Below are 12270 nucleotides of genomic sequence, written 5' to 3'. Positions count from 1 at the left end.
CATCACCTCTCCGGGTTCCCGTAGAGGGCTGCCTACCGCGCAAGGCTCAGCTCAGCTGCGGACGGCGCCGTCGGGCCACAGGATCTGGACGGGCAGGCCGTTGTGTTCGGCGTAGGCGACGACGTCGGCGGTCCCGCCGTAGCCGCGGGCGGGCAGGCCGTCCCAGACGGCGAGGACCAGGTCGGCGAGGCCGACCAGGATCTCGCTGCCGGCCATGTGCGCCTCGGAGGTGGAGTCGGCGAGCCCGGTCTCGTGGACCTCGCTCGCGCGGGCCAGCAGCCGGTCGTAGTGCTCGTGGTGCCAGGCGGGCAGGCTGCCGCGGTACCCGGAGGCCGGGATGACCGCCTCCAGGCGGCCGCCGTGCTCCAGGACGAGGTCGGCGAACCAGGCGTCCGGCCCGTCGGCCAGACACGAGATGCCGACCAGGTCGCTGCCGGCGCGGGCGGCCACCGCCTCGGCGAGCAGCACCCGGACCTGCTGCGCGATGGTGCCGGTCAGCCCGCGATGGCCCGTGATCCCCAGACGCATCGTCTCCCCCTTCTCGTCTACAGGTAGACGCCGTGCAGGCGTTCGTCGAACTCTCGCACGGCCTTCGGCGGTGTGGCACTGGTCAGGGAGCGGCGCAGGGAGCGCGCGCGTTCGACGATCCGGCCCGAGCGGTACTCCAGGCCGGTGTCGACGGCCCGGCCGGCGAGCGCGAACGCCGTATCGACGCGGCCGTCGGCCAGGTGCGCGGCGGCGATGTCGAGGGTGACCAGGGCCCGCTGCTTGGCGTGGCCGGCGGCCAGTGCCGCCGGGTCGGCGCCGAGCACCCACTGGGGCTGTGCGAGCCGGGCGCCGCAGGTGACGCGGTAGGTGGCGACCTTGGCCTCGTCGAAGGCGAACACCCACGGCCACGGCGGCACCTCCTCCAGCCGCACCCGGCCCGCCGCGGTCCGGGCGTGCTGCAGAGCCCGCTCGCAGTCACGCTCGCTGCCCGCCGCCGCGTGCCCGAGCGCCTCGGTCGCGCTCAGCCACGCGTCCGCGATCTCCGGCACCCGGCCGTCCAGCAGCCGCCGCGCACCGCCGGCCAGGCCGAGCGCGGACGCGGCGTTGCCCGCATGCGCCTCGAACTGGGCGAGCGAACCGGTCTAGTACGCGGCCAGCAGACGGTTCCCGCTCGCCCGCGCCGCCCGCACCGCCTGCCCGTACCAGGTCCGCGCGGACCCGTGGTCGCCCATGTCCCACGCCAGCCACCCGGCGAAGCTCGCCGCCTCACTCGCCACCTCCGCCAGCCGCCGGCGCTGCTCCGCCGGCGCCCCGCTGGTGGAGGTCTGGATCAGCCTCAGGTGAGCCTGCACCGCGTCCGCGAGGTCGCGCGAGGGGGTGAAAGGGTCCAGGCGCCGGTAGGCGCTGGTGGACAGCCGCAGCGCGGCGGCCTGCTGCCCGGACCCAGAGGTGTCGGGCGCGCCGGTGAGGGCGTTGAGGAGCGGGGCGGTGGCCAGGGCCCCGGCCCCGCTCAGGAAGTCTCTGCGCTGCACTGGCTGTCCTTGTCCCGACGCGGCGTGCTCGGCCAGGCCGACCAGCGTCATCGGGATGTCCAGGTGCGCGGCCGCCGACCGGAGAAGGTCCATGGGGTACGGGCCCGACCCCCGGCTCTCCAGCCGGGAGATTCGGGTCTGGCTGGTCCGGCAGGCCTGCGCGAGCTCTCGCTGGGTGAGCCGCTGCCCTTCGCGGGCCTCGCGGACCACCGCGCCGTAGTTGCCGCTCCGCGACGCCTCCCGCGCCCTCGCTGTCGCCTGCCAGGCCACCGGCCCCACCCCTGCACGCTAGGCGCCGCCACCTGCACGGCGGCGCATCGGGATGCGAAGCGCGCATCAGCAGATGCGCAATCCGCATCACCGATGGTCCCACGAGAGTGATCGCCGATTGACTGTCCGTCAGAAGAGGGGCTTGCCGGATCCTGCCGCGCACACCAGGACGGCCGCCCCGCGCCCGATCGCCCGGCAGGAGGCCCCGTGCTCGCACCCACCGCCGCCACACCACCGCCGTGTACGAGCGCTCCGCCCGGCACCGGCGAGCACACCGTCGGCTTCGAGGTGCCCGCGACCGCGCAGATGGCCCACCTCGTCCGCGGCTGGGCCACCGCCCTCCTCACCGCCTGGCACCTGCCGGCCGACGACACCTGCTCGGTGCTGGCCGAACTCGCCGCCAACGCCGCCGAACACGGCGGCCCCACCATGACGATCCGGCTCCGCCACCACGGCGACGCCCTCGACGTCGACGTCACCGACACCGGCACCCTCCCCGACCGCGTCTGCCGCCGGGCCCTGCCGGGCGCCGTGGCGGACGGACCGGCGGAGGTGCTGAGGGAGGTTCCAGTGGGTGCGCTGCGCGGCCGCGGCCTGCACATGGTCGCCGCCCTCGCCGAGCACCTCCGCCTGGAGCGGCAGCCCGACGGCACCACCCGGGCGCTCGCCGTCCTCCGCCTGCCCGCCACGCTCCCCGCCCGCCCCTGACCGGAGGCCCCGTGCGCACCCCGCCGCCACCCTGTCCCGCGCCCGCCGTCCACCGGCCGGTCCCCGGCGCTCCCCGGCCGGTCCCCAACGCCCCGGGCCTCTACCAGCTCGCGGACGGCCGCATCCTGCTCAACCTGCGGCTCTTACCCGTCGCCGACCTCGCCGCAGGCGCTTGGATCGCCGTCGGCGGCCGCCCGTTCCGAATCGCCGACATGCGCCTGCGTCACGGCGGCGGACGCATCCTGATACTCGCCGGCACCCGCCTCGTCCTGCGCGTCGGCCGAATCGACGAGGTCCTGGTCTTCACCGTCCTCGCCCCCGCCGGCCGGCGGGGGCGCGCATGATGAGCCGTCCGACGCCGAGCCGAATCAGCCCAGAGCAGGCCGCCGCCATGCCACCCGCCCTGTGGCTGGCCGGAGTCCTCGGGCCGGCCCGCCGCGACCTGACCGTCCTGCGCTGGAGCGGCCAGCCGGACCTGCTCGTGCCGCTGCCGACCGGCATCCGCTGGGACACCGTCGCCCTGACCGCCGCCACCGGCCTGCCGCTGCTGACCGCGGCCCTGGCCGGCGCCGCGCGCGAGCGCATCGGGCCCGTGCTCCTGGACGCCCGCACCGCGCAGACCTACTGGCTCCTGCCGCCGGGCTCCGACAGCGCCTGGGCACACGCCCACCCACAGACCAGCGCCCTCGCCGCGGGCTTCCGCATCGAGATGCCCGCCCCGGACACGCCCGCGAGCGGGAACACTTCCGTGGGCTGGGCACACTGGCCCGCCCTCGGCGGCACCCTCACCCCGTCCCGCTGGCTCGCCGCCGCCCTCTTCGGAACCGCCCCGCAACCGGCACCGCCAGCGCAGTGACCGGCTGCGCCGGCTGTTTTGGGCAGCAGGTGTCAGTGGCCAGTGGTTCTTCCCGGCTGGCGGCCAGCATGGCGCGGGCTGGTGGCCACGTCCGCTCCAGATAGATGGCCATCAGGTGACAATGCGTTGTCGGCGTCAGGCTTCCCCGGGGCGCTGGGGCGCGGAACCTTCGAGCCTCGTGGTCGGCCTCCGGATCGTCGGGCGCAGGAATCGGGGCGGCGGGTTCGGGCTGAGCTGGGACCGTTACCGGTGTGGGCCGCAGTCGTTCTGGATCATGGCCATCCGGCCGACTTCCTGAGCGAAAGCGCGACCGTCCGATGTCGACACCGTCGAAGACCAGCAACCCGCCTCGCCTGCCCTCGGACCAGTTGGAGTCCGGTGGCGGCGCCGGGCCGCTGGCCGTGCACCCGAAGGTGTTCCGTGACGAACTGGCTGCCGCCGCCGATTGGGTCGCCGGCTACCTCGGGCAGATCACGGAGCGCCCGGTGGCCCGGCCCATCCCATCGGCGCACCGGCAGGATCTGGCGGCCGGAGGGCTGCCGCAGGAAGGCCAGGACCTCGGAACCCTGCTGGAGTTCGTCGACCGGGCGATCGCCCCGTACCCGACCGGCAACGGCCATCCCGCCTTCTTCGCCTGGATCAACTCACCGCCATCCCCGGCCGGGGTGATCGCCGAACTGCTGGCCACCGCCATCAACGCGACCTGCGGCATGGGCGAGCACGCGCTGATGGATCTCGAACGAGGAGTGGTGCGCGAGCTGGCCTCGCTGGCTGGCATGGCAGCGACCACCGGCGGGGTGCTGACCAGCGGCGGGTCGATGGCCAACCTGCTCTGCCTCGGCGCCGCCCGCACCTGGTTCCTGCGCTGCCAAGACGCCACCGACGGTCCCGCTTACGATCAGACCCACGCCCGCCTGACCGCCTACCACAGCGACCAGGCCCACATGTCGGTCGCCAAGGCCGCCGCCGTGATCGGTCTGCCGCCATGGCGACTGCGCACTGTGCCCACCGCCTCGGACCAGCGCATGGATGTCGGGGCCCTGCAGGCGATGGTCGAAGCGGACCGCGCCCGTGGCCTGCTGCCGTTCTGCGTCGTGTCCAACCTCGGCAGCACCGCTTGCGGAGCCGTCGACCCGATCGAGGCGATCACCCGGGTGTGCCGCAGCCAGGGCATGTGGCACCACGGCGACGGCGCCTGGGGAGGCCTCGGCGCCCTCGTGCCCGAGCTGGCCCCGCTCTACCGGGGTGTGGCCGACCTCGACTCCCTGACGGTCGACCCGCACAAGACCCTGTCGGTACCGGTCGGCTGCGGCGCGGCCCTGGTCACCGACCCTGCCCGGTTGCGCGACGCGTTCGCTTTCCGCGCCTCCTACCTCGACGGCGACCAGGACTGGCCCTGGATGTCCGACTACACCATCGAGCTCACCCGCCCCGGCACCCGCGCCCTGACCCTGTGGGCCACCCTGCGCCAGCTCGGCCGCTCCGGAGTGACCGACCTCCTCCAGCACTACCAGGACCTTGCCGGATACCTGCGCCGGCGCATCCAGCAGCACCCCGCCCTGGAGCTGTGCAACCAGGGCCCGCTGCCCGTGGTCTGCTTCCGTTTGGCTGACTGCCGCGGCACAGGCCTCCCGGACAGGCGAGCGGACCTTCACACGGCGGTGGCCGCACGCGTCCAGGCTCGTGGCCACGCCTATCTCGCCACCGTCTGCCACGACGGCGAAACCGTCCTGCGCGCCTGCCTCTGCAACTACCTCACCACCGCCGACGACGTGGACACCCTCCTCCAAGAGGTCCAATCAGCCATCGACCACCTCCGGACCACCTGACCCGTCGGCACCCCCGAAGCCCAGCGACGGTCACGCTGCGCAATGTAATTCCGAACCGGCCCGTTGGCCACGAACCCGGAGTCTTCAGTGGCCACCAACAGCAGGACTGAGATCCACCTCGCCAATTCGGAGACCGGCACACAGCCGGCCACCTTTCGTGACCGGACGCAGCGGTTGACTATTCCGGTCGGCCGTGTGCCCGGTCTGGCCCACTCCTTGCCGTCGTGGCCCCGCGATTCCGGTTGGCGAAGGGACGCGCCCCGTGAAGCTCGATGAACTCCGCGATCAAGCTCGCTTCAGCCTCCCCTGGATCCTGGTCCGGTGTGGGCCGCCAGGCAACGAGCAGGGTCGCGGAGTCCTGCAGCTGCCAGATGTAGCGTCCGCCCCAGTGGCCCACTGCCTGGCCGGCTCCATGGCGGCGATACTCGTCCAGCCGTTTGCGAAGTCCGCGCTTGCCGGCTTTCCCCGCTGCGGCCTTGCCGACGTACAGAACCGTGGCGCCATCGACCCACGCCGCTGACAGCGCATCAACCGATACGGACGGATCCCGCCCTTGGAAGTGCCCGGCGGGGCTACTGGGCAAGAACCCTGGATTGGACGTCGTGGAGCGGATCACGACGTAGATGCCAGCCTCCCTGGGAACCTGGCTGTCGATCAGCTTGTTGAAGGGCACGAACCCGCAGAAGCCACCCGCAGCAGCCAGCGTCTCCTGCGTCAGCTCGGTTCTGGGAACAGGGACCATGCGCCGCATGATGACATGCGGCGGCAAGGCGATGCTCTGGACTGTGGTGGTGGCCGGCCGGCTCAGAGATCGGTCCAGCTGCAGGCGGGCCGGTCGGGGTGGGCGAGGGACTTCCATACCGGCGCGGACGGCCCTTGGGCCGTGATGTCGTCGAGTGTGGCGGCGCCGGCGGGGACGGTCCGCAGCATGCTCACCACGCGCGTGTCCTCCCGGGCGGCGAGCTGGAGGTCCTCGATCCGGTGGCGCATCGTGGTCGCGGAGCCGCCGGTGAGGATGAACAGCAACCGGGGGAAGACGGCGTAGTGGTCCTTCCACAGCTCCAGCGCGCCCTGCGCCTCGGTGGTGCCGCGCAGCCGGAGCGGTACCGGGGCGAGGTGGTGGAAGCGGGCGTAGCTGATCAGCTTGGAGGAGAGTTTCTCGCTGCTCATGGTGCAGCGGTCGAGTTCGATGAAGCTGCGCAGGTGGACGCGTCCGCGGGCGGTGGTGAGGGTGTAGTACATCAGGGCGTCTGCCTTGATGGCGTCGTTCGAGCGTTCGGAGATGCGGTGGTAAACCTCCGGCGCCCAGTCCAGTGGTCCGTACTCGTCGCCCCGCCGGCGGGCGTCGGCGAGGAAGGCGATGTGGGCCTGGAGGACGTCGTGGGTGTGGGCGGCGAGCAGCTGGGCGCCGGTGGTGGTCAGCGACTGTGGCGGGCTGATCCGGTCCTGCAGTTCGGGGAAGGATCCGGCTAGGGCTCGGCCGGCCTCGGTGAGGAACCATGTGCGGGTCCGGCCGGGGAAGTACCGGGTCACGTGGTCGAGCAGGCCGGCCGCGCGCAGCCCGCGCAGCCGGGAGGCCGGGAAGCCGTGGTCCTCCTGCTCGTCGGCTCCCTCGCCGGTGGTGAACGGGCCGAGCAGGTCGTACAGCTGACGGGAGGTCGCGAGCCGGTGCTGGTAGAGCGCGGCCAGGGCCATCCGGTCGAACTCCAGACCGTCGTAGCGCCGCTTCCGGCGCCGGACGGGGGCGGGTGCCGTCATCAGGGGTCCTCCTTGAGCAGTGCGGTTCGGTGCGTCCCGTACAGAACCCCGCACTCCTTGACGGATCCCTTGATGAACCGGCCCCCGCCCATAACGACTGGGCAACACGGGCCGTCAAGGAATCGGGAAGGATTCCTTGACGGCCGCTGCGCCACAGGTCAGGGCACAGTCAAGGAATCCGCACCTTGATGCCGGCCCTATCTCTTCTACTCCTTCCTCTGGCGCGCCTGGTCCTGGGCCTGCCGGGCCTGAATGTCGTCGGGCAGGTAGGCCGCGACCGCCGGCGGCAGGGCGGGCTCGTCGGTGACGACCTGGCCACCCGATCCCGGGGCTGATCCCAGTTCTCCTGCTCCAGCACCGCCACCCTCCCGACCAGGCCGAGGCCCTGGAAGGTGTCGAGGGCGACGCCGAGCACCTTCGCGGCCCGCGCGGGGGTGATACGTGCGGCCGGCGGGGATCATTACGGGCCTCCTGTTCTTGGTGCTCGGTGAGGCCGGTGCCAACCCTCAGTGGTGACGCGAGAAGCAATGGCCCATGAAACTCGGATGGCTAATCGGTCCCGCGGGTACAAACGCTCGCGCCCGTGACGGCGAAAGGCTCGGCCCTGGGGGTCGGCGGTCCGTGCGAGTTTCTCTCTCCCCGCTCCCTCCGGGGCCCTCCGTGGGTACCACCGCAGGTACCCACGCAGCCACCACTGCAGGTGCGCCCGTAGACACCACCGAAGGTACCCCGGCCACCTCGGATGCGACCGCCCGTTTCCGCAGGTCAGAGCGGGCATTCGGCAGCCGCAGAACTCAGACAACCCCCTCTGTCTGTCCCTCTCCTGTGGTGCTGGTGGTGTGGTGTGTGCGGTAGGGCGGGGACGGGCCGGACGGCGGCGGTTCTGCGCCTGCGGCGGGCCGTGGTTGTTGGGCGCCCGGCGGTGCCGGTCGCGCGGTGCCCGGCGGCGCCGATCGCGGGCGGGCCGCCCGAGGTCGGCGCCACCAGGCGCACCTACGCCCTGGCGGGGCCTGCGGTCCTCTGTTCCTCACGCGGGACGCGGGCGGTTCTGTCGTCCCAGGCGGATTTGAGGACTTCCATCTTCATGGCAGGTCTCCGACCTGGTGTTCTGTGAAACTGGACAGGACGTTCTCGAGGTTCCGACCTGGGGCTTCCTCGTTGGCGACGGCGCGTGGCGTTTGACCTGTGCTTCTGCGGGACCGGGAACGAGCAGCAGCAGTCCGGGGCGATCTCAAGGGGGCCGGCGGGAGCGTTGTGTGTTGCGTGAACATCCGGAGCCTGTGTGGTGCGGGCACTCGGCCGGAGCTGGGTAGGCTCCACGACCGGCCCGAGAGTGGCTGGCTAACGCGCAACGGATCAGACGGGACCCGTCGGATCGCCGGATCCCGGGTGTTGGCGTCAGCGGCGTCTGTCAGACTCCTGCCGTGACGGTGGAGTTGGTGGGGGCTGCGTCGGCTGGTGGAGAGGGGCGCGACCTGGACCTCCATATCCATCGGTCCTGGGGGAGTTGTGTCCGCGACTGGGCCTTCCTCCGCTGCCTCTCAAAGGGTCGAAGCGCCGGCCTCTGGAAGTGTGTGCCTGGCGGTCCCCGCGGACGAAAGCCTCGTCCGGGTCGCGCAGCACCCTCTCACAGAGGAGCATGGCCCCCCAGCGTGGCGGACCGGTCTGCCCTCGGGCGCGCCCTGGCCGAGACGGGACCGTTGGTGGAGATACCGAGGAGGGGCACGCCGCGAGACGGCCGCAGCTCTCGACCGTGGAGATGCTGGTCTACCAGGCGGACCGTTTCGAGCGGCTGTGGGTGCGAGACAACCTGCTGACACTGCCGACGGGAGCGTCGAGCGGGCCTGCGTTACCAGACCGACCGGAAGGTGTTCCGCAACCCCGCCGCGCTGCCGTCATCCTGACGTGAGACGGCAGCGGCGCCTGTCCCCAGCCGCGGCGGTTGTGGGTGACCCGCGCCTGCGACCGCAGGCCGATGGTGGCCGGTGGGTGGTGTGCTCCACGTTTCGTGGCAGGTGCACGGCGGCGCTGCGACGCGCGGGCCGTGCTGACGGGGGCGATGGCCCGGCGCTCCGGCCCGGGTCGTGGTTGCACAGACGGACGGCGGCCCGCACAGCCGGGCAGCTGACCGGCGCGCCGTCGATTCCGACGTCCGGTCCGGATGGAAACCGGCGGCGCGGTGCCGACCCCGCTGCTGGTCCGCCCTGGCCGCGGCGTCGGCCTGGCTCGCTGTCAGCCTGCTGCTGCGGTGGCGGCCGGGTAGGGGGGACCGGCGTCGTGGCTTCCCGGGTGGCCGAGGGGACGCAGGCAGAGGTTCTCCTCTTCACCGACGTGCGGGCACGGCTCGAGCACGGTGATCTCATAAGGCCCGTGAGTACCCGGCCAAGTCAGCCACCAGTCGGCTTTGGACACGCCCTCCTGTTCCTGGCTCTGCAAAAGCGTGAAGTGCGCGCCGGGGTGCCCGGCTTCGAGCTGGCACCGTCGCTCGGCGTCCATCTCGTGAACGGCATTCGGGAGGTTGTTGAGACGTTCGACCTCCTCAGCCGTGATCGCAGCGGTGACGCCACAGTGCGGGTAGCGGGGCGCGGAGCAGCCGCTGCCGTCCGGATGCGAGGCGGGCAGCGCACATTCGGTGCATGAGATGCCCGGGACCACCTGGTAGCCAGCGGGGTCCCAGTTGAGCCAGGTCGATGTGAAGGGCGGCTCTTCGTCGAGTGCGCAGTAGTCGGCGAGGGCGATGTGCGGGCCGGGGTGTCCGGCGGACAACTCACACATGTAGTGCTCTTCGTCGATGAGTTCCCCGCCGGGCAGGCGGGCGAGGCGTTCGAAGTCGTTGTCTGTGAGTGCGAGGAAGGCGCGGCATGGCATGTGACGGATGGTTGCATCCGTCACTGACAATGACACGCTCGTCGCGAAAGGTCATTCACAGGAACGGGTGGGCGGTGAGATGGCGCAGCTCGCCGAGGGGCGGCGCGGCTACGACGGTGAGCTGGGCCGGGTCCTCGTCGCGAAGCTGCGCCAGTCGTGCCCGGCGGTGCGTAGGAGGGCTCGAGCATGCTGGCGATGCCAACACGGGGCAGGGGCGCCACAAATGTCCCCGGCTGGAGCGGCACCGCCGAACTCGTCCTGGACCATGCCGACGACCACGGCGACTGCCCGCGGCTGGACACCGACCACTCCGCCTGCGACCCCTACGGCCTCGACCACCGCCAAGGCCCTCCCGGCGCGCGCCCACGCCGGTCCTGCTCGGCATGCCGCTGACCACCACCGACCGGGGCCTGCGCCTGGCCGCGAGCGACACCGAGGTCTACACGACCACCACTGTGGACGCTGAGATCGCCAACGACGGCGCCGCTCTGGTCTCCGGCAGGCGCTCGCCGACATCTGCGCGCGCCTGCCCAAGAGCACAGAGGTCGGCCTGGAGCTTGGTCGTCGACTGAGGCGCCGCCCGGTTCACGCTGCCGGTGCTGCCGGTCGACGGGTACCCGGTGCTGCCCGCCCTCCCGGACCTGGTCGCCAGCATGCAGGCCGACGTTCTTGCCGACGCCGTTGCCCAGGTCGCCGCCGCCGCGATCCAGCGCGTCGCCCGGGTCGCCACCCGCACCACCCCCGTCCGCTTTGTCGTCGGGCAGGACGAGGATCAGCTGTGCATCGAGGCCGGGTCCGGCGACGACGTGCAGGCCAGCGACCAAATCCCCGTCCACGCCGACGGCCGGCTCGACGGCGAGGCCGGCGGCGATGAACCCGTGCCCGCCCTCCATCCGTCTTACCTGATGGACGGGTTGAAGGCGTTCGGCACCTCCGAGGCGGAGATCCGCGTCCGCCACCCGCACAAGCCCGCCTACCTGGCGGGCCGGGTCGGCGACGGCATCGACGCCGCCTATCGGCACCTGGTCATGCCGGTCCGCCTCTCCGGCTGACCCAGCCACCCCGTCCCTCCAGGCTCCCCCGGCCCCGCTCCCGCCCGTGCCGGCAGCCGGCGCGAGGAGCTCGCCACTTTCTGACCCCGCCCCGGCACCTCGCCGACACCCCTGAAAGGGACCGACCGCCCGTGAGGCTCCCGCGCCTGCCCGACCTGCTCCGCCGCCGCCCCGCCGCGCCGCCCGCCCCCGCCGACCCCGGCGACGGCCTGCCGAGCGTCTACCTGCCCGAGCTGCCCGCCCCCGAGCCGGAGCCGGACGACACCTGGTGCGCCTGGCCGGACGAGCCCGACCCGGCCGTCCGGCAGGCGATGGACGACGCCACCGCCGCCCACCGGGCCGCCGTCGCCGCCTGGAAACGCAGCGAGGACCCGTGGGCCGCCCTGCACGCCCAGGGCGACACCCCCGCCACCTGACAGCCCACCGCACCGCTCCTGGGCCCGGGCGCACAATGCGGCCGGGCCCTTGCCGCGCCACCAACCCGGAAAGCAGGAACCCCGCCGTGACCCAGTACCACAGCGCCCCGGCCTTCCCCGGCAACCACGAGACCACCACCGACGCGCCCTACCTGATCTGGCACACCCCCGCCCAACCGTCAGGAGACCCCCTGTGACGTTCCCCCGCAAGTAGCAGCTCTGGCCCGCCGCCGACCACACCCCGGGCGTACCGGGCGGAGCCCCCGGCCCGCACACCGGCCAGGCCGGCGGGGGAGAGCGGGTCATCATCGTGCAGTTGCCCGCTGACCAGCCGCCCGTCGCTGACCACCACGGGCCAACCGCGGCCGACGTTGCGGCCGTCCGCGCCGCGGTCGGCCGCCACGCCCGCTTCTTCGTCCTGCTCCTGGCCAGCGTGATCCTCGCCTCCGCCTCCCTCGCCGGACTGCGCTGGGCCGCCAACACCACCCCCGCACCGGCCGGCGCCGCCACCGGCCGGTGATCCACGCCCCGCTCACCGACCCGCCACCCGCACCTACGAGCCCCACGCCTGACCGGACACCGTCCGGCCGGACATTCCGGGAAGGACCGCCGCCCGTGCCACCGGGATCATCTCCCTCGGCCGACGCCTCACCGCACCCGGCCACGACGTCCACGTGACCCCGCCGCGACACCACCCTCGACCTCCTCCACGACGGTGAGCTCCTCGACACCGACCTCCTCGCCGACCACCGCGAGCGCATCGACGCGATCGAGGCCGACACAACCGCCTGACACGCCACCACCCCGGCCGCTCAGCGGCTCCGTCCCCGCCCACCTGGACAGGACCGCCCGCCCCGCCGGGCCGTGCGCACCGCTCCGACCGCGTAAGCATGGATCGGGTTGCGTACCCGCGCACCCCGTGCGCCCGCCGGCGCGTCCGGGGTGCGCAGCGGCAGTCGTCGGTTGCCCGGAAACGACCAGAGGCCGTCACCC

15 protein-coding genes are annotated in these 12270 nt (G+C 72.7%); 8 read left to right on the top strand and 7 right to left on the bottom strand.

Features of this window, described 5'->3' with window-relative positions; genetic code table 11:
* Window positions 1-51: 51 nt before the first annotated feature.
* The 3 genes from ACFV0G_RS05085 to ACFV0G_RS05075 all read right to left on the bottom strand — a co-directional run bounded on the left by ACFV0G_RS05085 (window position 52) and on the right by ACFV0G_RS05075 (window position 1799).
* The gene (locus ACFV0G_RS05085; protein WP_380541794.1) at window positions 52-528 is read right to left on the bottom strand and encodes a hypothetical protein; all 477 of its coding nucleotides are present in this window, start codon (window positions 526-528) and stop codon (window positions 52-54) included.
* 17 nt (window positions 529-545) lie between these two features.
* Window positions 546-1037: a DNA-binding protein gene (locus tag ACFV0G_RS05080; protein ID WP_380541791.1), complete on the bottom strand. Its 492-nt coding sequence runs from the start codon at window positions 1035-1037 to the stop codon at window positions 546-548.
* Window positions 1038-1130: 93 nt separating this feature from the next.
* The gene (locus tag ACFV0G_RS05075; RefSeq protein ID WP_380541788.1) at window positions 1131-1799 is read right to left on the bottom strand and encodes a multiprotein-bridging factor 1 family protein; all 669 of its coding nucleotides are present in this window, start codon (window positions 1797-1799) and stop codon (window positions 1131-1133) included.
* Between the two features lie 198 nt (window positions 1800-1997).
* On the opposite strand from ACFV0G_RS05075, the gene ACFV0G_RS05070 reads away from it, so the two are divergent.
* From ACFV0G_RS05070 to ACFV0G_RS05055, 4 genes are all read left to right on the top strand, one after another.
* Window positions 1998-2498 carry an ATP-binding protein gene (locus tag ACFV0G_RS05070; RefSeq protein WP_380541785.1) on the top strand — a complete coding sequence of 167 codons (501 nt, stop codon included), beginning with the start codon at window positions 1998-2000 and terminating at the stop codon, window positions 2496-2498.
* A gap of 11 nt (window positions 2499-2509) precedes the next feature.
* Window positions 2510-2842, top strand: coding sequence for a hypothetical protein (locus ACFV0G_RS05065; RefSeq protein ID WP_380541782.1), 333 nt, complete (start codon window positions 2510-2512; stop codon window positions 2840-2842).
* Window positions 2843-2889: 47 nt separating this feature from the next.
* Complete coding sequence (locus ACFV0G_RS05060; RefSeq protein ID WP_380541779.1) at window positions 2890-3354, top strand: hypothetical protein; 465 nt, start codon at window positions 2890-2892, stop codon at window positions 3352-3354.
* A gap of 317 nt (window positions 3355-3671) precedes the next feature.
* Window positions 3672-5183: a pyridoxal phosphate-dependent decarboxylase family protein gene (locus tag ACFV0G_RS05055; protein WP_380541776.1), complete on the top strand. Its 1512-nt coding sequence runs from the start codon at window positions 3672-3674 to the stop codon at window positions 5181-5183.
* A 178-nt stretch (window positions 5184-5361) separates the two neighbouring features.
* Here ACFV0G_RS05055 and ACFV0G_RS05050 read toward each other — a convergent pair whose 3' ends face one another.
* From ACFV0G_RS05050 to ACFV0G_RS05040, 3 genes are all read right to left on the bottom strand, one after another.
* Window positions 5362-5925: a hypothetical protein gene (locus ACFV0G_RS05050; protein ID WP_380541773.1), complete on the bottom strand. Its 564-nt coding sequence runs from the start codon at window positions 5923-5925 to the stop codon at window positions 5362-5364.
* A 62-nt stretch (window positions 5926-5987) separates the two neighbouring features.
* Window positions 5988-6941, bottom strand: a complete 954-nt coding sequence (locus ACFV0G_RS05045; protein WP_380541770.1) for a replication-relaxation family protein — start codon at window positions 6939-6941, stop codon at window positions 5988-5990.
* 2232 nt (window positions 6942-9173) lie between these two features.
* Window positions 9174-9809, bottom strand: a complete 636-nt coding sequence (locus tag ACFV0G_RS05040; RefSeq protein WP_380541767.1) for a hypothetical protein — start codon at window positions 9807-9809, stop codon at window positions 9174-9176.
* Between the two features lie 383 nt (window positions 9810-10192).
* Between ACFV0G_RS05040 and ACFV0G_RS05035 the strand changes: the two genes are divergently transcribed.
* From ACFV0G_RS05035 to ACFV0G_RS05020, 4 genes are all read left to right on the top strand, one after another.
* Window positions 10193-10381 carry a hypothetical protein gene (locus ACFV0G_RS05035; protein WP_380541764.1) on the top strand — a complete coding sequence of 63 codons (189 nt, stop codon included), beginning with the start codon at window positions 10193-10195 and terminating at the stop codon, window positions 10379-10381.
* A 24-nt stretch (window positions 10382-10405) separates the two neighbouring features.
* The gene (locus ACFV0G_RS05030; protein ID WP_380541761.1) at window positions 10406-10861 is read left to right on the top strand and encodes a hypothetical protein; all 456 of its coding nucleotides are present in this window, start codon (window positions 10406-10408) and stop codon (window positions 10859-10861) included.
* Window positions 10862-10992: 131 nt separating this feature from the next.
* Window positions 10993-11277 carry a hypothetical protein gene (locus tag ACFV0G_RS05025; RefSeq protein ID WP_380541758.1) on the top strand — a complete coding sequence of 95 codons (285 nt, stop codon included), beginning with the start codon at window positions 10993-10995 and terminating at the stop codon, window positions 11275-11277.
* A gap of 316 nt (window positions 11278-11593) precedes the next feature.
* Entirely contained in the window at window positions 11594-11797 is a 204-nt protein-coding gene (locus tag ACFV0G_RS05020) for a hypothetical protein (RefSeq protein ID WP_380541755.1), read from the top strand.
* Between the two features lie 128 nt (window positions 11798-11925).
* Here the strand turns inward: ACFV0G_RS05020 and ACFV0G_RS05015 are convergent, their stop codons facing one another.
* On the bottom strand, window positions 11926-12072 hold the full coding sequence (locus ACFV0G_RS05015) for a hypothetical protein (protein WP_380541752.1): 147 nt from the start codon (window positions 12070-12072) through the stop codon (window positions 11926-11928).
* Window positions 12073-12270 lie beyond the last annotated feature (198 nt).

Origin of the sequence: Kitasatospora sp. NPDC059571, from assembly GCF_042735675.1 — a bacterium.
GTDB lineage: Bacteria > Actinomycetota > Actinomycetes > Streptomycetales > Streptomycetaceae > Kitasatospora.
The sequence above is the reverse complement of the archived record's forward strand: the minus strand, read 5'-3'. Positions and strand labels throughout refer to the sequence as shown.